General features: G+C 74.3%; 26 protein-coding genes. 17 read left to right on the top strand and 9 right to left on the bottom strand.

The genetic code is table 11. From position 1 onward, the window contains the following. The first annotated feature begins 5 nt into the window (after positions 1-5). Together Voc01_RS44485 and Voc01_RS44480 are read left to right on the top strand one after the other, a co-directional pair. The gene (locus Voc01_RS44485; protein WP_203933802.1) at positions 6-380 is read left to right on the top strand and encodes a DUF2203 domain-containing protein; all 375 of its coding nucleotides are present in this window, start codon (positions 6-8) and stop codon (positions 378-380) included. Between the two features lie 9 nt (positions 381-389). Next, a complete protein-coding gene (locus tag Voc01_RS44480) occupies positions 390-722 on the top strand; it encodes a TfoX/Sxy family protein (protein ID WP_203933801.1) in 333 nt (110 codons plus the stop codon). Position 723: 1 nt separating this feature from the next. Here the strand turns inward: Voc01_RS44480 and Voc01_RS44475 are convergent, their stop codons facing one another. Beyond that, positions 724-1,944 carry an alpha-amylase family glycosyl hydrolase gene (locus Voc01_RS44475; protein WP_203933800.1) on the bottom strand — a complete coding sequence of 407 codons (1,221 nt, stop codon included), beginning with the start codon at positions 1,942-1,944 and terminating at the stop codon, positions 724-726. Between the two features lie 72 nt (positions 1,945-2,016). On the opposite strand from Voc01_RS44475, the gene Voc01_RS44470 reads away from it, so the two are divergent. From Voc01_RS44470 to Voc01_RS44450, 5 genes are all read left to right on the top strand, one after another. Continuing rightward, a complete protein-coding gene (locus Voc01_RS44470) occupies positions 2,017-2,466 on the top strand; it encodes a hypothetical protein (RefSeq protein WP_203933799.1) in 450 nt (149 codons plus the stop codon). Between the two features lie 54 nt (positions 2,467-2,520). After that, the gene (locus tag Voc01_RS44465; protein ID WP_203933798.1) at positions 2,521-2,955 is read left to right on the top strand and encodes a carboxymuconolactone decarboxylase family protein; all 435 of its coding nucleotides are present in this window, start codon (positions 2,521-2,523) and stop codon (positions 2,953-2,955) included. Next, complete coding sequence (sigJ, locus tag Voc01_RS44460; RefSeq protein WP_239160929.1) at positions 2,910-3,806, top strand: RNA polymerase sigma factor SigJ; 897 nt, start codon at positions 2,910-2,912, stop codon at positions 3,804-3,806. Before Voc01_RS44465 ends, sigJ begins: the two co-directional genes overlap by 46 nt. Before the next feature lie 141 nt (positions 3,807-3,947). Further along, positions 3,948-4,451 (top strand): SigE family RNA polymerase sigma factor, encoded by a 504-nt coding sequence (locus Voc01_RS44455; RefSeq protein WP_203933797.1) that lies wholly within the window; start codon positions 3,948-3,950, stop codon positions 4,449-4,451. Between the two features lie 12 nt (positions 4,452-4,463). Then, positions 4,464-5,342, top strand: coding sequence for a hypothetical protein (locus Voc01_RS44450; RefSeq protein WP_203933796.1), 879 nt, complete (start codon positions 4,464-4,466; stop codon positions 5,340-5,342). Here the strand turns inward: Voc01_RS44450 and Voc01_RS44445 are convergent. Further along, complete coding sequence (locus Voc01_RS44445) at positions 5,339-6,379, bottom strand: LacI family DNA-binding transcriptional regulator (RefSeq protein ID WP_203933795.1); 1,041 nt, start codon at positions 6,377-6,379, stop codon at positions 5,339-5,341. The genes Voc01_RS44450 and Voc01_RS44445 overlap by 4 nt on opposite strands. A 31-nt stretch (positions 6,380-6,410) precedes the next feature. Here Voc01_RS44445 and Voc01_RS44440 point away from each other — a divergent pair, with 31 nt between their 5' ends. From Voc01_RS44440 to Voc01_RS44425, 4 genes are read left to right on the top strand one after another with little or no spacing between them, the layout of a single operon-like run. Beyond that, positions 6,411-7,598 (top strand): MFS transporter, encoded by a 1,188-nt coding sequence (locus Voc01_RS44440; protein WP_203933794.1) that lies wholly within the window; start codon positions 6,411-6,413, stop codon positions 7,596-7,598. Continuing rightward, positions 7,567-8,040, top strand: coding sequence for an NUDIX domain-containing protein (locus Voc01_RS44435; RefSeq protein ID WP_203933793.1), 474 nt, complete (start codon positions 7,567-7,569; stop codon positions 8,038-8,040). The genes Voc01_RS44440 and Voc01_RS44435 overlap by 32 nt, the downstream gene beginning before the upstream one ends. Before the next feature lie 9 nt (positions 8,041-8,049). Then, on the top strand, positions 8,050-8,793 hold the full coding sequence (locus Voc01_RS44430) for a (2Fe-2S)-binding protein (RefSeq protein ID WP_203933792.1): 744 nt from the start codon (positions 8,050-8,052) through the stop codon (positions 8,791-8,793). Next, positions 8,774-8,959, top strand: a complete 186-nt coding sequence (locus Voc01_RS44425; protein WP_203933791.1) for a hypothetical protein — start codon at positions 8,774-8,776, stop codon at positions 8,957-8,959. The genes Voc01_RS44430 and Voc01_RS44425 overlap by 20 nt, the downstream gene beginning before the upstream one ends. A gap of 26 nt (positions 8,960-8,985) precedes the next feature. Here Voc01_RS44425 and Voc01_RS44420 read toward each other — a convergent pair whose 3' ends face one another. Then, positions 8,986-9,729 carry a class I SAM-dependent DNA methyltransferase gene (locus tag Voc01_RS44420; RefSeq protein WP_239160928.1) on the bottom strand — a complete coding sequence of 248 codons (744 nt, stop codon included), beginning with the start codon at positions 9,727-9,729 and terminating at the stop codon, positions 8,986-8,988. A gap of 284 nt (positions 9,730-10,013) precedes the next feature. On the opposite strand from Voc01_RS44420, the gene Voc01_RS44415 reads away from it, so the two are divergent. After that, positions 10,014-11,264: a prolyl oligopeptidase family serine peptidase gene (locus Voc01_RS44415; protein WP_203933790.1), complete on the top strand. Its 1,251-nt coding sequence runs from the start codon at positions 10,014-10,016 to the stop codon at positions 11,262-11,264. Here Voc01_RS44415 and nhaA read toward each other — a convergent pair. The 3 genes from nhaA to Voc01_RS44400 all read right to left on the bottom strand — a co-directional run bounded on the left by nhaA (position 11,261) and on the right by Voc01_RS44400 (position 14,879). Continuing rightward, positions 11,261-12,532, bottom strand: a complete 1,272-nt coding sequence (gene nhaA, locus Voc01_RS44410; protein WP_203933789.1) for a Na+/H+ antiporter NhaA — start codon at positions 12,530-12,532, stop codon at positions 11,261-11,263. The genes Voc01_RS44415 and nhaA overlap by 4 nt on opposite strands. A gap of 66 nt (positions 12,533-12,598) precedes the next feature. Next, on the bottom strand, positions 12,599-13,849 hold the full coding sequence (locus Voc01_RS44405; protein ID WP_203933788.1) for an EI24 domain-containing protein: 1,251 nt from the start codon (positions 13,847-13,849) through the stop codon (positions 12,599-12,601). A gap of 100 nt (positions 13,850-13,949) precedes the next feature. Further along, entirely contained in the window at positions 13,950-14,879 is a 930-nt protein-coding gene (locus Voc01_RS44400; protein WP_307781614.1) for a threonine/serine dehydratase, read from the bottom strand. Between the two features lie 97 nt (positions 14,880-14,976). On the opposite strand from Voc01_RS44400, the gene Voc01_RS44395 reads away from it, so the two are divergent. Continuing rightward, positions 14,977-15,594 (top strand): RNA polymerase sigma factor, encoded by a 618-nt coding sequence (locus Voc01_RS44395; protein ID WP_203933786.1) that lies wholly within the window; start codon positions 14,977-14,979, stop codon positions 15,592-15,594. After that, positions 15,591-16,055: a hypothetical protein gene (locus tag Voc01_RS44390; RefSeq protein WP_203933785.1), complete on the top strand. Its 465-nt coding sequence runs from the start codon at positions 15,591-15,593 to the stop codon at positions 16,053-16,055. Before Voc01_RS44395 ends, Voc01_RS44390 begins: the two co-directional genes overlap by 4 nt. Before the next feature lie 13 nt (positions 16,056-16,068). Here Voc01_RS44390 and Voc01_RS44385 read toward each other — a convergent pair whose 3' ends face one another. After that, complete coding sequence (locus tag Voc01_RS44385) at positions 16,069-18,687, bottom strand: CHAT domain-containing protein (protein ID WP_203933784.1); 2,619 nt, start codon at positions 18,685-18,687, stop codon at positions 16,069-16,071. 141 nt (positions 18,688-18,828) lie between these two features. Between Voc01_RS44385 and Voc01_RS44380 the strand changes: the two genes are divergently transcribed. Together Voc01_RS44380 and Voc01_RS44375 are read left to right on the top strand one after the other, a co-directional pair. After that, positions 18,829-20,016, top strand: a complete 1,188-nt coding sequence (locus tag Voc01_RS44380) for a S8 family peptidase (protein WP_203933783.1) — start codon at positions 18,829-18,831, stop codon at positions 20,014-20,016. Continuing rightward, positions 20,013-20,306: a hypothetical protein gene (locus Voc01_RS44375; protein ID WP_203933782.1), complete on the top strand. Its 294-nt coding sequence runs from the start codon at positions 20,013-20,015 to the stop codon at positions 20,304-20,306. The genes Voc01_RS44380 and Voc01_RS44375 overlap by 4 nt, the downstream gene beginning before the upstream one ends. Positions 20,307-20,344: 38 nt before the next feature. On the opposite strand, the gene Voc01_RS44370 is transcribed toward Voc01_RS44375, so the two are convergent. Beyond that, complete coding sequence (locus Voc01_RS44370; RefSeq protein WP_203933781.1) at positions 20,345-20,716, bottom strand: YybH family protein; 372 nt, start codon at positions 20,714-20,716, stop codon at positions 20,345-20,347. 158 nt (positions 20,717-20,874) lie between these two features. Beyond that, positions 20,875-21,063 carry a hypothetical protein gene (locus Voc01_RS44365; RefSeq protein ID WP_203933780.1) on the bottom strand — a complete coding sequence of 63 codons (189 nt, stop codon included), beginning with the start codon at positions 21,061-21,063 and terminating at the stop codon, positions 20,875-20,877. A 3-nt stretch (positions 21,064-21,066) separates the two neighbouring features. On the opposite strand from Voc01_RS44365, the gene Voc01_RS44360 reads away from it, so the two are divergent. Next, a partial coding sequence (locus Voc01_RS44360) for a hypothetical protein (RefSeq protein ID WP_203933779.1) occupies positions 21,067-21,526 on the top strand: 460 nt, incomplete at its 3' end.

Here is a 21,526-nt window from a genome sequence, read left to right as displayed (position 1 = left end):
TGACCATGGGACTTTTCACCGTCTCTCAGGCCCGGGTCGAACTGGTCCGGCTGCGGCCCGTCCTCGACGAGATCGTCGCCGTGCGGGCCGACCTGGTCGAGCTGTCCGCGGCCCTGGCCGTCGGTGGCCCGCCGACCCCGCTCGGCGGGCTGCCCGAGCGCAAGGCCGCCGAGGCCAGGCTCAACGAGCTGATGACCGAGGTGCAGGAGACCGGCGTCGAGCTGAAGGGCATCGCGCCGCTGCTCGTGGACTTCCCCGCCGACCTCGACGGGGTGCCGGTGCTGCTGTGCTGGCTGGAGGGCGAGGACGACCTCGGCTGGTACCACCGCACCGACCTCGGCTTCGCCGGCCGCCGCCGGCTGCCGGCGGATCCCGGTTAAGCTGCGGCGATGGCGTTCGACGAGGACCTCGCCGACCGGGTGCGCGCCCTGGTGGCGCACCGGCCCGGCTTCGAGGAGAAGCGCATGTTCGGCGGCGCCGCGATGATGCTCCGCGGCAACATGGCGGTCGTCGTCAGCGGCAAGGGCGTCCTGATGGTCCGCGTCGACCCGGCCGACTCCGACGAGCTGGTCGCCGGGAACGGCGTCGAGCTGATGGTGATGAAGGGCCGCCCGATGAAGGGCTGGGTCACCGTCGACCCGTCGGCGTGCGCGACCGACGCCGCGCTCCGGGCCTGGGTCGACCGCGGCGTCGCGTTCGCGGCAACCCTCCCGGCCAAGTGACTCACCCGAGGACAGACCATCCGTGACCGGGAACGCGCCCCGCAGGCCGCCCGTCCGACGGTGGGTCCGACTCGAGCAGCGTCGACCCCTCGACGGGAAAGTCGACCGGCTCGTCGCCGATGTTGAGCAACGTGACCAGGCGGTCGTCCCCGGATGACGACGTGAGCGCCACCGCCGTGTTCGTCAGGTCAGAGGCCTCCGTGCGGGCGTGCGTGAGCCACGGGTGCCGGCGGCGCAGCCCGATCAGCCGCTGGTGCAGCCGGTACGTCGGCCAGCCCAGCGGCGACAGGTCGGCCGGCGTCGCCGGGAACTCGGGCCGGACCTCGTCGTCGCCGCCGTCGCGGTCCTCCTTGACGCCGCGGAACGCCTGCTCGTCGCCGTAGTAGACGCCCGGCACGCCACCGACCGTGAACAGCACCGCGAGGGCGTGGCCGAGGTGGCGTTCGTCGGTGAGGCGGCTCGCGATCCGGGTGACGTCGTGGTTGCCGACGAACGTCGCGGGGACCCCGTCGGCGAGGAACCCGTTGTGCCGCTGGAGCGCGTGGGCCAGCTCGAAGAGGTTCCCGTCGTTGAGGCTGCTCCAGGTCGCCTTCCACAGCTCGTACTGGGTCACCGAGTCCAGGCCGCTCTCGCGGAGGTAGGTGTCGCCGTGGATCACCTCGCCGCACAGCCACGCGTCGGCGTGCGTGAGCCGCTCGCGGACCCGGCGCCAGAACACCGGCGGCACCGCGTAGGCCGCGTCGAGGCGCCAGCCGGACGCGCCGCGGTCGAGCCAGTGGTCCATCACCGTCACGACGTGGTCGAGCACCTCGGGCTCGTCATGGTTCAGCGCGAGCAGGCTGCCGTGACCCTCGAAGACGGCGACGTCGCCGCCGGGCGTGCGGCGCAGCCAGTGGTCGGGCGCGTGGAACCCGCGTCCCACGTGGTTGAACACGCCGTCGAGCAGCACGTGCAGGCCGCGCCCGCGGGCGGCGGCGACCAGCCGGTCGAAGTCGGCGTCGTCGCCGAGGCGGGGGTCGACGCGGAAGTGGTCGACGGTGTCGTAGCCGTGCGACTCCGACGCGAAGACGGGCCCGAGCTGCAGCCCGGAGGCCCCGAGCTCGACGGCGTAGTCGAGCCAGTCGACGAGCCGGCCGAGGCGGTGCCCGGGACCCGCGTGCAGCGCGCCGGTGAACCCCAGCGGGTACACGTGCCACCAGATCACGTGGTCGGCCCAGCCCATGCCGGTCACCCTACGGGCCTTGCGCTCGACGTGCCCCCTGAGGATGATCAGCCGGACGATAGGGGGCCGTGAATGGCGCGGGTGGAGTTCGACGTCCGGAGCGGGACCGTTGCGCCGGAGCGGTTCATCGCCGCACTCACCGACTTCTCGCCGACCCGGGCCGAGGTGTGGCCCAACATCGACGCGGAGCATCTGAAGGTCCACGAGGTCGGCGACACCTGGGCCGACGTCACGGAGGGGTCGTCGCTGGCCGGTGGCGTGTGGGAGCGCAACCGCTACGACTGGTCGACCCCCGGCACGGTGAAGGTGGAGACGACCGAGTCGAACACCTGGCAGCCCGGCAGCTCGTGGCTGTACGAGGTCACGCCGGAGGGCGCCGGCAGCCGCGTCCACGTCACCGTGGTCCGCAACCCGAAGAGCGTCAAGGGACGGCTGATCGCCGCGCTGCTGACGATCGGCGGGCCCCGGCCGCTGCGCACGGCCACCGAGAAGGTCGTGAAGCGGCTCGAACCACCGACGTGACCGGCGTCACCCGTCGGACTGTCACGGGCGCGCGCACCCCGCCGTCGTGGCGGTATGACCCGTCGTTACGCGATCACCGAACTACCGGACGCCTACCGCGCCCTGTCCGGCGTGGAGGCCTACGCCCGCGAGCACGTCGACAAGCAGCTGCTGCACCTGGTCAAGCTGCGCGCCTCGCTGCTCAACGGCTGCGCGTTCTGCCTCGACATGCACACCGGTGAGGCGCTGAAGCACGGCGAGGACGTCCGGCGGCTGATGGCGCTCGGCGCCTGGCGGGAGGCGCCGTTCTTCGACGCGGGGGAGCGCGCCGCGTTGGCGCTCACCGACGAGGTGACCCGCCTGGGAGAGCACGGCGTGTCCGACGAGACCTGGGACGCTGCCGTCGAGCACTGGGGCCGGGAGGGCGCCGTCAACCTGGTGGTGGCGATCGGCATGATCAACCTGTGGAACCGGATCTCGGTCACCGCGCGGGCGCAACCCCCGGTGTGACCCCGACCCCCGACCCGGCCGGTGCGTTCCTGACGCACCGGCCGTTCCTGCGTGCCCTCGCCTACCGGCTGCTGGGCAGCTGGCACGACACCGAGGACGTGCTGCAGGACGCGTTCGTGCGCTGGTCGCGCGCCGACCGCACCGACGTGGACGAGCCGCGCCGCTACCTGACCCGGGTGGTGACGCGGCTCGCCGTCGACCGGTTACGCGCCCGCTCCCGGGAGGCGTACGTGGGCCCGTGGCTGCCCGAGCCGGTCGCCACCGACCCGTCGCCGTTCGGCACCGTCGACACCTCCGACCTGTCGCTGGCCGTGCTGCACCTGATGGAGCGCCTCACGCCGCCGCAGCGGGCCGTGTACGTCCTGCGGACCGCGTTCGACGTCGACTACCCGGAGATCGCCCGCATCGTCGGCCGGACGCCGGAGCACTGCCGCCAGCTCCACCACCGCGCCGCCGAGGCGCTGGGTGGAGGGCGGCGCTTCGCCGTCGACCGCACCGAGACGCTGCGGCTCGTCGACGCGTTCGCCGCCGCCGCGCGCGGCGGTGACCTGCCGGCGCTGGAGCACCTGCTGCACACCGAGGTGGTCGCGTGGAGCGACGGCGGCGGCCGGGTGCGGGCGGCGCTTCGCCCGGTGGCCGGTCCACGCAAGGTGGCCCGGCTGCTCGGCACGGTGTGGAGCCGCGCGCGGGCGTTCAGCACGTCGCCGGTCGAGGTCAACGGCGGTCCGGGACTCGTCGTGCGCTACGCCGACCGCGTGAGCGTCCTGACGGTGACCGTGACCGACGGGCTGATCGGCGGCGTCTACCTGGTGAGCAACCCGGCCAAGCTCACCCACCTGTCCCTGCCCTGATCCCGGCCAGGTCGGGTGGCAACCGGTCCCGCAGCAGGTCGGCCAGCCGGGGACGCACCCCGAACAGCCCGGTCAGCGCACGCACCGCGTCAGGATGACCCGTGACAACCTCCGGGACCGGTCGCACGTGCAAGGGGCGTGATGAGACGAGCGACGCAGACGGCCGCCGACCGGGCGTACGTGGCATTCGTGGAGTCGGCGTGGACCCGGCACCTGCGGCTGGCCGTGCTGCTGACCGGCGACCGGTGGCGCGGCGAGGAACTGCTGCAGGACACGCTGGTCAACATCTACGCGCGGTGGCGGCGCCTCGCGCGGCATGACGACCTGCACGCCTACCTCCGCCGGGCCATGGTCAACAACAACACGTCCCTGTGGCGGCGGCGACGCCGGGAGCGGCTCGTCGCCGAAGTGCCCGACCACCCGGCGCGCACCGAGGGCCGGCACCCCGACAGCGCCGACCTGCGCGCGGCCCTGCTGGCGCTGAGCCCGAAGCAGCGGGCCGTGGTGGTCCTGCGCCACTACGAGGACCTGCCGGAGAAGGAGATCGCCCGCCTCCTCGGCTGCACGGTCGGCTCGGTGAAGAGCCACCACGCCCGCGCCATCGCCCGGCTGCGCACCCTCGTGCGCGAGCCGTCCGGACTCTGAGAGGAAACGCCGATGAACACACGCTTCCCCGACCTCGACCGCGGCCTGCACGCCCTCGCCGCCGACGTACCCGCCTCGGCCCCGCCCACCGACAGGCTGCTCGACCGCGGTCGGCGGCTGCGTCGCCGTCGCACCATGGCGACGGTCGGCTCCGCGTGCGCCGTGCTCGTGCTCGCCGGCGTCGCCGTCGCGGTCACCGCGCCGGCAACGACGGCGCCGGACGGGCGCGACCGGGGCACCGCCGCGACGAGCCCGCGCCTCGACCCGGTCGCCGCGGTGACCGCGACCGAGCGGACCAGCTACACGTACACCATGAACTACCGGGCCGTGCCGATCGACGGCGTCGCCCGCACGCCCGCCGACGAGGAACTGCTCGCCAACTACGGCGGCGCCGGCCACGACTTCCTCGGCGCCTTCGACCCGGCCACGTCCACCGGCTTCCACCGCGACCCGCGGGAGTTCGGCAGCGAACGGCGGCTGATCGACGGCGTGATGTTCGACGGCAAGGGCGGCTACTGGACCGAGCTGCCCGGCCGGTACACGGGCCTGCGCGTCGGCGTGCCGGGCATGGGCACGTTCAGCGCCACCACCACCGAGTTGCTGCGGCTGCTGCGCGAGCAGGGCGCCGAGGTCACCGGGGCAGGGCCGTACACGTTCGAGATGGTGGTGCCGCCCGCGCCGGCGGAGGGGAGGTTCCCGGGCGGAACCGCGGCGGTCTCGGTGACCGGGACGGTGACGCTGACCGACGACGGGCGGTTCGTGCGGACGTTGCGGTTCTCGTCCACCCACCCGGAGCCGCAGTGGGTGCAGGGGGTGCGCATCGAGGTCACGTACACGTTCGCCGACCACGGCGCGCCGGTGGTCGTCGAACGCCCACCGACCGGCCGCTAGCGGGTGCTGCCGCGGCGGACGATCGACCACGGCGCGGCCGGCGGGCCCGCCGACCGGGCCGGCGTCGCGCCGAGTGCGGCCCGCGCGCAGGCGGCGCCCTGGTCGCGCAGCGACTGCGCCACGGTGGTCAGCCCGAGGTCCGCGGCGACGGCCGCGTCGTCCCAGCCGGTGACGGCGACCTGCGACGGGACGGCGCGGCCGGCCGCGCGGGCGGCGTCGAGCACGCCGGCGGCGAGCAGGTCGCCCATCGCGGCGACCGCGTCGGGCGGGTCGGTGGCGTCGAACAGGGCGGCGGCCAGGCGGGCGGCCTCGGCGCCGTCGTTGCGGGAGCAGACCGCGACGGTGACGTCCGTCCACGCGAGTCCCAGGTCGTCGGCCGCGTCGCGGTAGCCCTCGAGGCGTTCGCGGGTGACCGGGAACAGGACCGGCGCCGGATCCGGGCCGCGTACGACGGTGCTGATCCGCTCCCGCGACAGCGGGAAGCTGACCACGGCCGGGCGGCGGGCACCGGCGAACGCGACCGCGCCGATCGCCCGGGCGGCGGCCCGGTTGTCGATGGACACCAGCCCGAGGCCGGCCACCGCGGGTCCGCCGTGGACGACGGCCGGGCGCTTCGTCGAGCGCACCGCGGCGAGCACCGGGTCGTCGTCGGCGGTGGTCCACACGATGAAGCCGTCGACGGCGGCGGCCCGGACGCGCGGGACGTCGTCGTCGGCGCCGGTGATCGGCAGGATCGTCATGCCGTAGCCGGCACCGGCGCAGACGTCGGCGATGCCGGCCAGGAACCGGACCGCCTGCGGGTCGTCGAACGCGTAGGTCAGGTGCTCGCCCAGGACGACACCGAGGGTGCGGGTGCTGCCGCGGCGCAGCGACCGGGCGCTCGGGTCGGGGCCCGCGTAGCCGAGCCGGTCGGCGGCGGCGAGGACCCGCGCGCGGGCGTCGTCCGACACCCGGGCCGGCCGGTTGTAGGTGTACGAGGCGGTCATCACCGACACCCCGGCCGCCTCGGCCACCTGGGCGAGCGTCACGCGTTTCACGGGTACATCGTAGTTGTGTATCGTTAAACATATGCAATTCGGTGGCTCGGTCAGGGCGGCGTATGTCGCGTTCGCCGCGTTCGGTGCCTTCTGGGGGGTCTGGGGCGCCTCGGTGCCCCGGGTGCAGGAGCAGGCGGGCGTCACCGACGGTCAGCTCGGCACGGCGCTGCTGTTCGTCGGCGCCGGCGCGCTGCCGGCGATGCTGATCACCGGCCGCGCCCTGGACCGCTGGGGGCTGCGGCTGGCCGCCGTGCTGATCGCCGCCCTGGGCGTCACCGGCGCGGGGCTGGCTTTTGCCGCGGTGAACCAGGTCGGCCTGTGCGTCGGGCTGGCGGTCGTCGGCGCCACCAGCGGCGCGGCCGACGTCGCCATGAACGCGGTCGCCGGGCGGGCCGAGAAGGACGCCGGCCGGCCCGTCATCACGCGGGCGCACGGCGTGTTCTCCGGTTTCGTGGTGCTGGGAAGCCTGGCGACGGGGCTGTCCTCGGCCGCCGGGCGGCCCGTCTCCCTGCCTTTCGCCGTGGTCGCGGCGCTGTCACTGTCGGCGGCGATCTCCCTCGCGATCTCCCTGCCCGCGGCGCGGCCCGCCGCCGCGACGGCAGCGACCACCGACGGCCCGGCGCGTACCGCGCGGATCGCGCCGTTCGTGCTCATCGGGCTGCTCGGCGCGCTCGCGTTCGCCAGCGAGAACGCGCACCAGAGCTGGAGCGCGGTGTTCGCCCACGACGAGCTCGGCTCCGGGCTCGGGCTGAGCGCGGTGGCACCCGCGGTGTTCGCGGCGACGGTCGCCGTCACCCGGTTCGCCGCCGGCGGCCTGTCGGGCGAACACGACCGCACCGTGCTGCTCGCCGGCGCGACGGGTGCCGCCGTCGGCGCGGTGGTCATCGCGGCCGCGCCGACCCTGGCCGTCGCCGCGTTCGGGCTGGTCGTCGCCGCCGCGGGAACGGCGGTGCTGTTCCCGACGCTCGTCGGGATCGCGTCGCGCGGTGTCGACGAGGCCCGCCGGGGTCGGGCCACGTCGATCGTCTCGACCGTGTCCTATGTGGGCTTTCTTCTGGGACCGGTGTACGTCGGGCGGTTCTCCGACGCGGTCGGGCTGCGCGGGGCCATGGTGGCCGTCGCGGGACTCGGGGTGGCCCTGGCGGTGCTCGCCGTTCCGGTCCTGCGGTGGGCCCTAGAGTTTCGGGATGGGCTTCGACGACACCGTCCTGCCGCGTAAGCGGGTGGCCGCCACGGTGCTGTTCTTCGACACCGACGACCGGGTGCTGCTCGTCGAGCCGACGTACAAGCCGGAGTGGGAGCTCCCCGGCGGCGCGGTCGAGACCGACGAGTCGCCGTACACGGGGGCGTGCCGCGAGGTGGCGGAGGAACTGGGCCGCACCGCGCCGGTCGGGCGGCTGCTCGCGGTCGACTGGTCGCCGCCGCGTCCGGGCCGCACCGAGTGCCTCGTCTTCGTCTTCGACGGGGGAGTGCTCGCCGGCGACGAGATCGCGGCCCTGCGGCTGCCGGCCGACGAGCTGCGCGGCCTCGCCTGGTGCACACCCGCCGAGGCGGTGCAGCGGCTGCCACCGGTGCTCGCCCGGAGGCTCGCTTCGGCGTGCGCCGCCCGGTCGGCGGGCACGGTCGCCTACCTGGAGAACGGCGAACCGCGGCTGCCGTAGGCTCGGCGGATGGAGTCCCGGGTCTCGGCTGCCCTGGCCGCGGCCGGCGCCGTGGGTCCGTACTTCGCGTGGGACGAGGTGCGCTCGCCCGCCGGCTGGCAGCCGTTCGCCGACCTCGCCGACCCCGACGTGCTGGCCGGGCGGGTCGCGGTGACCCGGGCGGCGCTCGTCGGCCGGTCGGGGCCGGTGCCGGAGCGGGTGGCCGCGTCGATCCTGTCGCTCGGGATGATGTCGCGGCTGGTGTCGGCGCCACTGGCCGCGGTCGCTCTCGCGGAGGTGCTGCCGGTGCCGCGACCCGACGGCACGTGGTGGCGCGCGGTCGCGGGCGGGCCGCTGCCGGTGGGCTGGTCGGCGGTCGACGCCGTCGACACGCGGGCGCTGGACGACGCGGCGGTCGCGGCCGCGTTCACGGAGGCCGTCGTGGACGGGCTCGTCGGTCCGGTGCTGGCGGCGTTCCGGGACCGGTTCCGCCTGTCGCCGAAGGTGCTGACCGGCAACGTGGCGTCGGCCCTCGGCGGGGCGGTCACGATGCTGTCGGGTACGCGTCCGGCCCGGGCGGACCGGGCCGGTCGGGTGGTGGAACGGCTCCTCGCGCGCGCGCCGCTCGCCGGTGCGGCGTCGGTGCGCCGGTCGGGTCCGGCGCGGTGGGTGCTCGAACGGCACAACTGCTGCCTGTACTACCGGATCCCGGGCGGCGGCTACTGCGGTGACTGCGTGCTGCTGCGCCGGGGAAATGTCGGCGGGTCCCGCTAGGGTCCCGGACGACGAGCACAGCGCCGGCCACGGGGCCTACGTCGCCTGGCTGGCCGCGGAGTTCGGCCTCAACCCGCCCGACGACCCCGACGCGATCGTGGCCGCGGCCACCGAGCGGTACGGCAAGCAGTTCGCCGAGTGGCACGGGCGGTACCTGCCGGCCTAGCCACCCGACACCGCCGCTGGCACCGATCAGGTGGGCAGCCGGTAGACCGACACGTGCGACGGCGAGTCGGCCACGAACTCCGCGCCGGCCCAGTCGGCGTGGCGGCTCTCCAGCTCGAAGCCGGCCAGCTGGGCCATGAGGTCGAGCTCGGCCGGCCAGATGTAGCGCTGCGGGGTCCGGAAGACCTCCGCCTCCGGGCCACCGGCGGGATCGAAGCGGAAGTGGTGCGACACCACGTGCTGGCGCAGCACGTCGTAGGTGTCGAGCCCGACGTAGCCGTCCTCGGCGGTGAACACGAGCGCGCGCTGGCCCGGCGGCAGCTTGCGCAGCTCGGGCACCCACAGCTCGATGACGAACCGTCCACCGGGTCCGAGGTGGCGGGCGGCGTTGCGGAAGCAGGCCACCTGCTCGCGCTGGGTGAGCAGGTTCGCGATGGTGTTGAACACGAGATAGACCAGCGTGAAGCGCCCCGGCACGGTCGCGCTCGCCATGTCGCCGATCACCACGGGAACGGTGCGCTCGTCGACCTTCGTGCGCAGCTGGTCGACCATCGGCCGCGACAGCTCGACGCCGCTGACCGGCACACCCCGCTCGGCCAGCGGCACGGCCACGCGTCCGGTGCCGATCGCGAACTCCAACGCCGGTCCGGCGCCCGCGAGCCCGGCCAGCCGGTCGACCGCGGGACCCAGCACCTCCGGGGCGAACATGCCCGTGCCGGGGGTGTCGTACCGCCGCGCGGTGCGTTCGTCCCAGATGTCCTCCTGCCGCACGACCGCCACCCTACCCGCGGCCCCGGGACGCCCCCCTCTCCGCCGATCTTGCACTTGTGGCCGCCACTATTGGCGGACATGTCATGTTTTGAGGGAGGCCACAACTGCAAGATCGGCGTACGCCTCGACAACGGTGCGACCGCGAGTGGCGCCGGCCCGGCGGGATTGTCGACAACAGGGGCTTCGCTCGTCCACGGATCTGCTCACCTCTTCCATCAGGCGAGCCGCGTGTGATAGACCGACTTCGCTGGATCACTTGGATTCAATCGATAGAAGGGGTCCGAATGGCTACTCCGCCGATCAGCCGTCGAACCGTCCTGGCCGCCGGCGCGGGTGCCGCCGCCGCAGGCCTCACAGTGCCGGGCGCCGCACACGCCGGGCACTCGACCGGCAGCGTGGGGTTCACGCTCAACGCGCAGGTGCTCGACGGGGGCGAGCAGGTCACGTCGGTCACCCTCGACACGTCGCGGTTGGGACCGGTGGACCCGGCCAGCCTGACGACCGGCACGTTCACCGTCCACGCCAAGGCCACCAGCCCGCTCCCGCTCGCGCCCGGTGACCTGATCTTCAGCGAGTACGACCTCGACCGCACGGTCACCGCCGCCCGGGTCGACCGCCGCGGCGACATCGTGCTCGACCTCAGCACCGCGGAGGGCCAGGTCGGCGGCGGCACGCTCGGCTACATCGTCAGCAAGGGCCGCAACGTCCAGCTGAAGCTGGTCTACACGATCACCCAGAACGCGCCGATCTCCGTGCGGCGCCGTCCCGTGACGATCTCCACGTTCAGGCAGGGCCGGCTGTCGAACCCCGAGGTCGACGCGTTCAGCTACCACACCTCGCGCTCCGGGATGAAGTACCGGCTGTACTCGCCGTCGGCGCGCGGCCGGCGTCCGCTCGTCGTGTGGCTGCACGGCGGCGGCGAGGGCGCCTCGCTCCCGGACAACTACTACGACAACGAGACGACGCTGCGCGCCAACCGCGGCGCGCTCGGCTTCGCCACCCGCGAGGCCCAGCGGATCTTCGACGGCGCGTACGTCGTCGCGCCGCAGAGCTTCTCGGCGTGGATGCAGGACGGTCCGCGCTTCGCCCCGCTCATCCGCGAGATCATCCTGGACCTGGTGCGCCGCAAGGACATCGACCCCAGGCGGATCTACGTGGCCGGCTGCAGCAACGGCGGCTACATGAGCATGGAGATGACGGTGTTCTACCCCGAGCTGTTCGCGGCCTCGGTGCCCATCTGCGGGGTGGTCCAGGCCCTCCAGGGCGGAGAGCGGCTCATCACCGACGACGAGCTGCGCGCCATCACGACGCCGACCTGGCTCGTCACCTCGCTCGACGACACCACGGTGCCGCCGGAGCCGAACACCGTGCACGCCCACAACCTGATCCCGGGCTCGCTGGTCACCCTGTACGAGCACGTCGTCTGGAACGGGTACCAGTTCCCCGGCCACTGGTCGTGGATCTACGTCGCGCGCAACGACCCGAGCATCGACGGCCAGCACATCTGGCAGTGGATGGCCCGCCAGCGGGGTTAGGGCTTGTCGGTCTGGTACACGTCCGGGATGCCGTCGGCGTCGAGGTCGAGCTCCTCGGCGACGCGGATGTCCCGGTAGCGCTGGTTGCGGATCCGCAGGACGACGGCGGCGACGGCGGCGGCCAGCAACGAGCCCAGCAGGATCCCGATCTTGGCCTGGTCGTTGCGGTCGCTGCCGGTGCCGAACGCCAGCTCGCCGATCAGCAGCGACACGGTGAAGCCCATCCCGGCCAGCAGCGACAGCCCGAGCACGTCCCACCAGGCCAGGTCGGCGGACAGCTGCGCGCGGGTGAACCGCTGCGTCGCCCACGTGGCACCGAGGACGCCGACGGTCTTCCCGACGACGAGGGCCACGGCCACCGCGACGGTGACGGGTGCGGTGAGGTGGCCTCCGCCGGTCCCGACGACCGTGACCCCGGCGGCGAAGAACGCGAACACCGGAACCGCGACCCCGGCGGAGAGGGGCCGCCAGCGGCGCTCGATGCGCTCGGCGAGGTCTGTGTCGTTCCTGGCGACCGGGACCGCGAAACCCAGCAGCACCCCGGCGACGGTGGCGTGCACCCCCGACTCGTGCACGAGCAGCCAGGTCGCGACGGCCGGGACGATCAGCAGCCAGCGCACCCGCTTCCAGCGCAGCCCGACCGCGAAGACCGCGAGGGGCACCAGCGCTCCGGCCAGCGGGAGCAGCGCGAGGTCGTCGGTGTAGATGACGCCGATGACGATGATTCCGAGCAGGTCGTCGACGACGGCGAGCGTGAGCAGGAACGTCCGCAGCGCGACCGGCAGGTGGGTGCTGATCACGGCGAGCACGGCCAGCGCGAAGGCGATGTCGGTGGCGACCGGGATCGCCCAGCCCGCCAGCGCGTCACCGGCTCCGCTGGCCGCGACCACCGCGACGTAGATCAGCGCCGGCACGATCATCCCGCCGACGGCCGCGGCCACCGGCAGCGCCGCGCGGCGCACGTCGCGCAGGTCGCCGGCGACGAACTCGCGCTTGAGCTCCAGCCCGGCCACGAAGAAGAAGATCGCGAGGAGACCGTCGGCCGCCCACGTGGCGAGGCTGAGGTCCAGGTGCCACGCCGCCGGGCCGACCGTCGTCTCGCTCAGCGTGTGGTACGACGCCCGCCAGGGGGAGTTCGCCCACGCCAGGGCCACCACCGCGGCGACGAGCAGCAGGATCCCGCCGACCGACTCGGTACGCAGGATGTCTGCGACCCGGCTGACCTCCGGCCAGCTACCGCGGCTGAGGAAGGGGCGGGACTTCGACACGGGTGAACCTCCGAGGGCACGACGACGACGTCGCCGACCAGGCTTCCCGGCACACCGGAACCCACCTTAGCCGATGGCCCGCCCATGTGGATCACGGTCCGGCGCGGTGGGCGCCGGCGGCGTCCACGCTGGCGGCGCCGTCGCCGCCCATGCTTGCGGCGCCGGCGCCGGCGCCGTCCGTGCCTGCGGCAGCGAGGGGACCGCGGGGAAGCGGCGGTGCAGCAGAACCGCGCCGACGAACACGGCCGGCACGGACAGCCAGCGCAGCGGCGCGAACGGGATGCCCAGCACCAGCACGCTCATGCCGCCGAACCCGACGACCGCCCACCGGTTGCGCCAGGCGTAGCGCAGGTGATCACGCCGACCGGTCACCCCGCGGTGGTGCAACGGCAGCCCGACCGCGATCAGCCCGACCACGAACCCGTTGAGCACCACGGCGACGACCGTGGCCGCGAGCAGGTTCACGCCGGGCACGAGCAGCACCGGCGTCACGACGAGGCCGCCGAACACCACCACCAGCGTCAGCAGGACGGTCTGGGACATGACGAACACGCTGGTCGATGCCCACCCGGAACCGGGTGGTGGCCCGACCGGCTCCAGCCGCCGCTCCAACGACCGCACGGTCAGCACATAGAACGGCGCGCCGACGAACAGGGTCAACGGGATGACGAGGAAGCCCATCACCGTGTACGCCAGCGCGGTGACCCCCCAGTGGACGGTCCACTCGACGATCCACCGCAGCACCGACCACCACCCGTCGGCGAAGCCGGCCACCCACTCGGCGAACCGGTGGGTGGCGACGTTCACGGCGGCCTCGCTGGCGAGGGTCAACGCGTACAGGATCGCGGCGGGCAGCAGGGCGTACAGCCACAGCAGTGGCCGGGTGACGAACGTCCAGAGGCCGCGCCAGAACGTCCCGATGCCCGTGCCGAACTCGGCGACCGCCGACACGGTCCGCCGCGCGGCCCTGACCCCGTGCGCGGCCGCGGTGCGCCCCACCTGCCCGGCGCCGGCGGCGAGGCGTCCGGTGTCGACGGCACCGACGGACGACCGGACCTGCCGCACCTGGCGCATGCCGGCCTCGCGCCCGCGCCGCACGAGCTCGCTCTGGTCGGCGGACCGGACCCGCGCGGACACCCCGCGGACGAACGACCGCGTCTGGTCGACGTCCTGCCGTGGACCGGGAGGCGCACCCGGCGGCTCGGCCGCCGGCCACGCCGGCGTCGTAGGAGAAGGGGGCAGGTACGGGGCGGCGTACGGAGCCGCCGGTGGTGGCGCTGACGGATCCGGGTCGGGCGTCGGCCCGGTGGGGGTCATCGGCTGCTCCGGGGTCGGAAGACCGGCACACCGCCGGTCCAGAGATTGTGCCGGAACGGGCCGGAGCGTGGGGGCGTGCCGGGCGACCTCGCGCCCGACCTCAGGACGCGCTTCTCACAGCGGCCAGGTCGGCCGGGTCGGTGTTCGCGCCGCAGACGACCACGGCCACCCGCTCGTCGGTAGCCGGCTGGTAGGCGCCGCCCACCAGCGCGGCCAGCGCGGCGGCGCCGCCCGGCTCGACGGCGAGGCGCAGCTCGTCCCAGAGGAGCTGGCGGGCGTCCATGATCGCCTTGTCGTCGACGAGGACGGAGCGCACGCCGGTCGCGACCGCGGTCTCCAGCGTCAGCCCGCTGATCCGCCGCGCGCCCAGCGAGTCGGCGGCGACGCCGTCGACGTCGACGTCGACCGGCCGGCCCGCCGCCAGGGCGCCGGCCAGGGTCGCCGCCCGGTGCGGCTCCACCGCCACCACCTGGACCGTGCCGCCGTACCAGGCGGCGATCCCGCCGATGAGCCCGCCGCCGCCGACCGCGACGACCACCGTGTCGACGCCCGGAGCCTGCTCGGCCAGCTCGAGCCCGACCGTGCCCTGCCCCGCCTGCACCTCCGGGTCGTCGTAGGCGTGCACCACCAGCGCGCCGGTGGCCGCCGCCCGTTCCACACTGGCCGCGTACGCCTCCGCGTACTGCCGGCCCACCTGTGTCACGCGCGCCCCGTACCCGACCAGCCGCCGCACCTTCACCGGCGACGACGTCTCCGGCACGAAGACCTCTGCCGGGACGCCCAGCTCGCGGGCCGCGTACGCGACCGCGAGCCCATGGTTGCCGCCCGAGGCGGCGATCACGCCGGTGTCCGGGATGGTGTGGGAGAGCAGGCGGTTGAACGATCCCCGCGGCTTGAACGATCCGGTGTGCTGCAGGTGTTCGAGCTTCAGCGTCACCGGGTGTCCGAAGGCGGACGGCTCGACGGTCACCACCGGGGTGCGGCGCACCCGGCCGCTGATCCGGTCCGCCGCCGCCCGGATCTCGTCCATGCTGATCACGTCCCTACTCAACCATCTCCGCTCCGGAGGTATCACGCGGGTGGTCGAGGCGATCAGTACCCATGACGGGCTTCGAGGAGGTCTGCGCATGAACCACATCGACGCGGGCACGGATGCCGTCACGGCCCTGGTCGAGGCGGCCCGCCAGGACGACCCCGAGGCGTGGCACCGGCTGGTCGACCGGTACGCACCGCTGATCGCGGCGGTCGTGCGGGGGTTCCGGCTGCAGTCGTCCGACGCCGAGGACATCGTCCAGACCGTGTGGATGCGCCTGTACGAGCATCTCCACGAACTGCGCGAACCCCGCGCCCTACCCAGATGGGTGGTCACCACCACCCGCAACGAGTGCCTCCGGCTGCTCCGGACCACCCAGCGGGTCCACCCGGTCGACCCGACCGGCGGCCCGGAGGCGCTCGACCGCGCGGTGGCGACCGCGGTCGAGGACCATATCCTCGATGTCGAGCGCCACGAGGTGCTCCTCGCCGCGATCGCCCAGCTGCCCGACCAGCAGCGCACCCTGCTGCTCCTGCTGGTGGCCGACCCGCCCGTGCCCTACCGCGAGATCAGCCGCCGCACCGGTATCCCGTCCGGTGGCATCGGTCCCACCCGAGCCCGGGCGCTGCGGCGCCTGCGCGAGTCGGCCGAGGTCCTCGGCCTGATGCACACCCGCCCGCACGCCGGATCGAATGGAGGTGACCGGCGATGACCGCGGACCGCTGGCAGGACGACGACCAGCTGCTGGCCGACCTGGCCGAGGCGGTGCGTGCCACCGACCCGACCACCGACTGGGTCCGGCGTCTCGGGGCCGAGGTCCCCCTGTTCCGCCAGCTCGACCAGGACATCGAGCTGGCGACGCTCACCTACGACTCCGCGCTCGACCCCGCCCTCGTGGCGCGCAACGGCGGCACGGCCGAGTACCGCACGCTGCTGTTCCAGGGGCGGTCCGGGCAGGTGCAGCTCGAGGCGGTCGGTCGCCAGGTGATCGGCCAGGTGATGCCGTCGCTGGGCGGCACCGTGTCGATCGACGCCCGCGACGGCACCGTGGCGACCGCCGACGTCGACGAGACCGGATGCTTCCAGGTGCCGTCGGTGCCGACCGGGCTGCTGAGGCTGGTGTGGAACGCGCCGACCGGGGTGCTGGCGACCGAGTGGGCCCGCTGGTTCTGAGCCGCCCGGGACCCTAGCCCTCGCCGAAGCAGACCAGCGACCCGGCGAGCGCGATGTCGCCGTTGTCGCAGGCCTGCCGCTGCGCCGCCGCGAGGGCCTCGGCCGGTGCGGCGCCGGCCCGCAGCCGCCGGTGCAGGTCGACCATCAGGGCCGGCGCCTCCGGGTCGAGCACCGGGAGCATGTTCCCGATCAGGGTCACCGTGCCCAGCGCGAGGAACGCGCCGACCAGGCCGAGCACCGCTCCGCTGGGCAGCACGGCGCCGCGGCCGGACTCGCAGGCCGACAGGATCACCCGGTTCGGTGCGGCGGGCAGGCGCTCCAGGTCGTAGACGGTCAGCGGACCGTCGCCGAGCCGCAGGTACGAGAACAGCGGGTTGTCCAGTCGCAGCGAGCCGTGGGTCGCCAGGTGCACGAGGCCGGCGCCGGAGATCTCCTTCAGCACGGCCTCGACGCTGGCGTCGTCTCCGCTCAGCTCGACCGCGTCGGGGTAGATCGACCCGATCCGGCCGACCTCCGACCGCGCTCCCGCGAGCCCGGGCCCGGCCACGAGCACGACCTGCCCGGCGGGACGCTCGGCCGCCCGCACCGCCGCGCGGTGCCACAACGTCGCCGACGGCGCCACGCTGACCGGGACGCCGTGGCACGACGGCAGCAGCGACCACGTGACCGCCTGCAGGTCGGGCGTCGGAACGATCACCAGCGCCCGGCCCTCGAGGGTGCGGGCCAGCGGCTTGAGCAGCACCTGGTCGAGGCGCCGGCAGACGTGCTCGGCGCCCACGACCGCCGACTCCAGCGACATCGGCGACCCCGCCCGCAGCGCGAGCCGGCGCAGCAGGAACGGCAGGACCGTGAGGTCACGCACGACGGGCGCGACCGGCCCGAGCGCGTGGTGGCGCAGCCGCCCCCGGCACAACGTCAACGCGTGCAGGTCGCCGTCGGCCTGGAAGTACTCGACGAGGGCACGGTCGCCGAGCGGCCCGGCGAGCTCGCCGGCCGACGGCGCCGGCACCGGCCGGTCGGGCCCCGCCGGCGCGAGGCGGAACCGGTCACGGACCGCGCCCTCCATCTCGATCAGCCGCCGCCGCAGCTCACCGGTCGGCCGGCCGGCGACGATCGCGGACTGGACCTGCCGGCCGACGCGGCGCAGCTCGGTGAGGTCGCGGGCGAGCAGGTCGTCGCCCGGCGGCCGCACCGGCCGCTGGAGCAGGTGCGCGGCCCGGACCCGCTCGACGGCCGCGAGCAGCCGCGCCGGCCGCCCGGCCATCGCGATCGTGAGCCCGAGCTGGGCGAGGCCGGTGAGGTTGGCCGACGCGCTGGCGCGCAGGTCGGTGGCGCCCAGCGACGCGTGGTGCTCCCGCAGCACCGCGATGCCGCGCCCGACCGCCCGGGACGCGCCGCGCCGGTCGCCGGTGCCGACCCGCAGCAGCGCCTCGGCGTGCCAGGCCTGCGCCCGCTGCTGCGCGGTGCCCCGGCGCCGCCACGCCGCGACGGCGGCCAGCTCGCGCCGGGCCAGCGCGGTGTCGCCGCGGCCGAGCGCCAGCCTGCCGGCCGTGAGCCGGGCGTCGACGGCCCAGTAGGCCCAGCCGGCCCGTTCCAGCGCCGCCGCCGCGCGCGTCACCTCGCGGGGTGCGACCTCGTCGGGCGTGGCCACCGTGCGGGCGTGGACCTCGATGTACCGGGCCAGGGCCGCCCACCGCGGCCGGCGCTGCGCCCGGAACGCCTCGGCGGCCGCGACGGCCGCCTCCCGCGCCTGCGCCGGGTCGTCGTCGAGGAGGCGGGCCTTGGCGAGCAGCAGCTGCGCCTCGGCGAGGTCGGCCTGCTGGCGGACGCGGTGCAGCTCCTCGATCGCCTCCCGCGCCGCGGCGGTGGCCTCCTCGGCCAGCCCCATCGACAGGGCGAACTCGCACCGGTCCATCGCCAGCGTCGCGGGCGGGCGGCGGTGCTTCTCGTACTCGACGCGGGCCCGTTCGAACCGGGCGAGGGTGGTGGGCGCGTCGGCGCGGCTCGCCGACACGCACCCGAGGTTGTGCCAGAGGATCGCGACGTTGAGCGGCTGGTCGAGCCCCTGGAACAGCTCCTCGGCCCGCAGGAAGTCGGCCTCGGCGGCGTCGTAGGCCTGCCGGTACAGGTGCAGGACGCCCCTGTTCATGTGCAGCCGCGCGAGCCCCAGCCGGTCGCCGGTGCGCTGGAACCCGCCCTGCGCCGAGCGGTACTCCGCCAGCGCCTCCTCCCACACCCCGAGCCCCTTGAGGACCAGACCCCGGTACATCGCCAGCCACGCCGCGGCCGGTCCGCGCAGCACCCCGGTGGCGAGGTCGAGCTCGTGCAGCGCCTGGCTGGTCTTGCCCTGCCGCGACAGCACGTAGCCGAGGTTCATGCGGGCCTCGGCGGCGGTCTCGGGGTGGTCGGTGGCCAGCCGGATCGCGCGCCGCAGGTGACGGACGGCCATGTCGAAGTCGGACAGGTGCATCGCGGCGAGCCCGAGCGCGCGTTCGGCGGTGGCGCTGGCCACGACGTCCTTCTGCTTCTTCGCCAACGCGGCCGCCACACCGGCCAGGAGCTGCGCCTCGGCGGGCTTGGACAGCACCAGCCGGACCGCCTCGACGGCCATGTCAGCTGCGAGCAGGTCCATGATCACCTCTGCGCGACGCGAACCCTGAAGATATCGCTTCCGCAATCGACGCGGTCGGGAGCTGTGGAAAGTGCCAGACACGGGTATTTTCGGCCCGCTCCGGAGGATCTGTCGAACAGATAAGTCCCGAAGGAGTGGCTCATGTCGCGCACCAGGTTGATTGTCGAACAACGCTACGTCGACCACGTGAAATCGATCCTGGACGATCCCGATCGCGAGCGGACGACGGTGGAACCGGCGTCCCGGATGAACGCCCCGGCGTGCATCGTCTTCGACGGAGACCACGCCGACGCGGTCGGCCGGCTGGACGGGTCCGTCGCGACGTTCGGGTGGCGGCCCGAGGTCGACGTCGACCACGACCTCGACGTTCCGGTCGACGGCCAGCCGCAGGACTCGGCGGCGGCCGACCGGCCACGCCCGATCAGGATCGCGGCCTCGCTGGAGGGCAACACCGACGGGGAGGGACTCACCGCCGGCTGCGTCGACACGTCCGTGGCGTTCAACGACCTGCTGTTCGGTGCCGTCGCGGCGTCGCCGGGCGAGGTGCTCTTCGACCGTGAGGACCTCGACGGTGACGGCGACGACCGACCCGACCGGCAGGCCGGCCACGCCACGTTCGTCGCCGGGCTGATCCTGCGCGAGGCGCCGGCGGCGACGGTGCGGGTGGAGGGCGTCCTCGACAACTCCGGTCACGCGCTCACCAGCCAGGCGGTCGACGCGGCGATCCGGCTGGCCGAGCAGAAGGTGCACGTGCTGAACCTGTCGCTCGGCACGCACGCGCACGGCGAGGTCCCGCTCGGGTTCAGGCACATGCTGCGCGAGATCAACCCGGAGATCGTGATCGTCGCGGCCGCGGGGAACCTGAAGCGGGTCGGTTCCGCGTTCGCCGCGCCGGCGCCGTTCTTCCCGGCATCGCTCGACGGCGTGCTGTCCGTCGGCGCGGCCGTGCCGACGGAAGGTGACGCGGGGGACGACCGGTGGGTGCCCGCCGAGTACAGCAACCACGGCCCGTGGATCGACCTCTTCGCGTACGGCACCCGGCTCGTCAGCACGTTCTTCACGTTCCAGCCCGACCGGCCGACCGCCGACAACCCGCCGTTCAGGGGCTGGGCCGAGTGGAGCGGCACGTCGTTCGCGACGGCCACCGTCACCGGGAAGATCCTCGCGACGATGTCACGCATGCACCTGACGGCCCGCGAGGCCGCCGACTACCTGCGCCGCGACGCCGACCGGCACGTCGACCTCGACGGCTACCGGGTTCCGGTGGTCACCCAGCAGCAGTGGCTCGGCGGCCTGAAGGTCCCGTACCCCCTGGAGTGGACGCGGTGAACGGACCCGACGGGGGAGAGGCGAGCGAGACCGCCGAACTACGGATCATGACGTTCGAGGCGCCGAGCTTCGTGATCGAGCTGGCCAGCACCCGTCACGGGCTGGTGGGCCAGATCGTGCCGCCCGACAGCGGGTCGGCGTGGCTGCACACCGACGCCGGGTCCACCGCGCCGGTGGAGATCGACCACTGTGGATGCTTCGTGATCCGCGTGCGGCCGGAGGAGCCGTTCCAGCTCGCGTGCCGGACCCACTCCGGCGGCAGCGTGCGCACCGGCTGGATCAGGCCGTAGGGTCTCCGCGCCGTCGACAGGCCGGTGCTCGGACCGGGTCAGTCGGCCGTGTACGGCTTGCCGGGCCAGTAGGCCCACTCCTCGAAGTCCTCGACCCGGCCGTCGTCGGCGAAGCGCAGCACCCACAGGTCCCGGTACTCCCGCGAGACCGGCTCGCCGTAGTGCACCTCGAGGCGGACCACGGCGTCGCGTCCCTCGACGGCGACCGGCTCCACCGTCACCGTGAACGTCTGCCCGTCGTCCTCCCGCCAGAACGCGCGGATCGCGGCGTGGCCGACCTCGGACTTCTCGTACGGCGACCGTCGGTACCGCGCGTCCTCGGTGAACAGGCGCTCGACGGCCGTCACGTCACCCTCGCGCCAGGCCCGCTCGTAGCCCGCGACCCACTCCATGACTCCGGCTCGATCCATGCCGGCCACTCTCGCACGTCACCGTCGCGTCCGCTCGTGAGCGTTGGTCCGGTCCAAGGTGACCGCGCGACCGCCGGCGGCACCGACACCGGCGCGTACCTCGACGCCCTGGCCGGCTGGGGACCCGCGGCCGCGCCGGCCGCGCCGGAGATCGCCGCTCAGCTCGACGACGTGTACGCGGTGCGGGCGTGCGTGGCGCTCGGGCGCATCGGTCCACCCGCCGACGCGGCCGCGGCCACGCTGGCGGAGCTCGCGTCCGGACGGCGGCGACCACCGCGCGTGGGCGGGGTGGCCCGCGACCGGCGCTGTCGGTGCTCGGCGACGCGGTCGCCCGCGGCGCGGGTCACGCGGTGCTGCCGTTCCTGGCCGACCTCGGTCCGCTGGCGTCGGGTCACGCTGACCGGGTCCGCCGCCTGCTCGCCCTTCCCGGCGCGTGGAACCGGGTGGAGGCCGCCGGGGCGTGGTGGCGGATCACCGGTGACGCGGCTCAGGCGGTCCCGGCGCTTTTGGCCGCCGTGGAACCGTTGCGCGAGCGCCGGTCCGGCCCGGCGGTGCGCGCGGCCGTGCGCCTCCTGGGCGCGATCGGACCCGGCGCGGAAGCCGCGCTGCCCCGGCTGGACGTCGCGGTGGCGGACGAGCGCCGCTGCGCCGACCGCCGGAGTCGGCAACCGATCCGCGACGACGAGGCCCTCGTGCACGACGCCCGCGTCGCCCGCGACCGGATCCGCTCCGGCACCACTGCCTGGTGTCCCGGGTCGCAGGTTCGCCCGCAGTCGTGGACTGGGCAACGCCGGTCCGCCTTGATCGTCG

The organism is Virgisporangium ochraceum, assembly GCF_016863655.1.
Taxonomy (GTDB): Bacteria; Actinomycetota; Actinomycetes; order Mycobacteriales; family Micromonosporaceae; genus Virgisporangium; species Virgisporangium ochraceum.
This window is presented reverse-complemented; position numbering and strand designations above follow the sequence as displayed.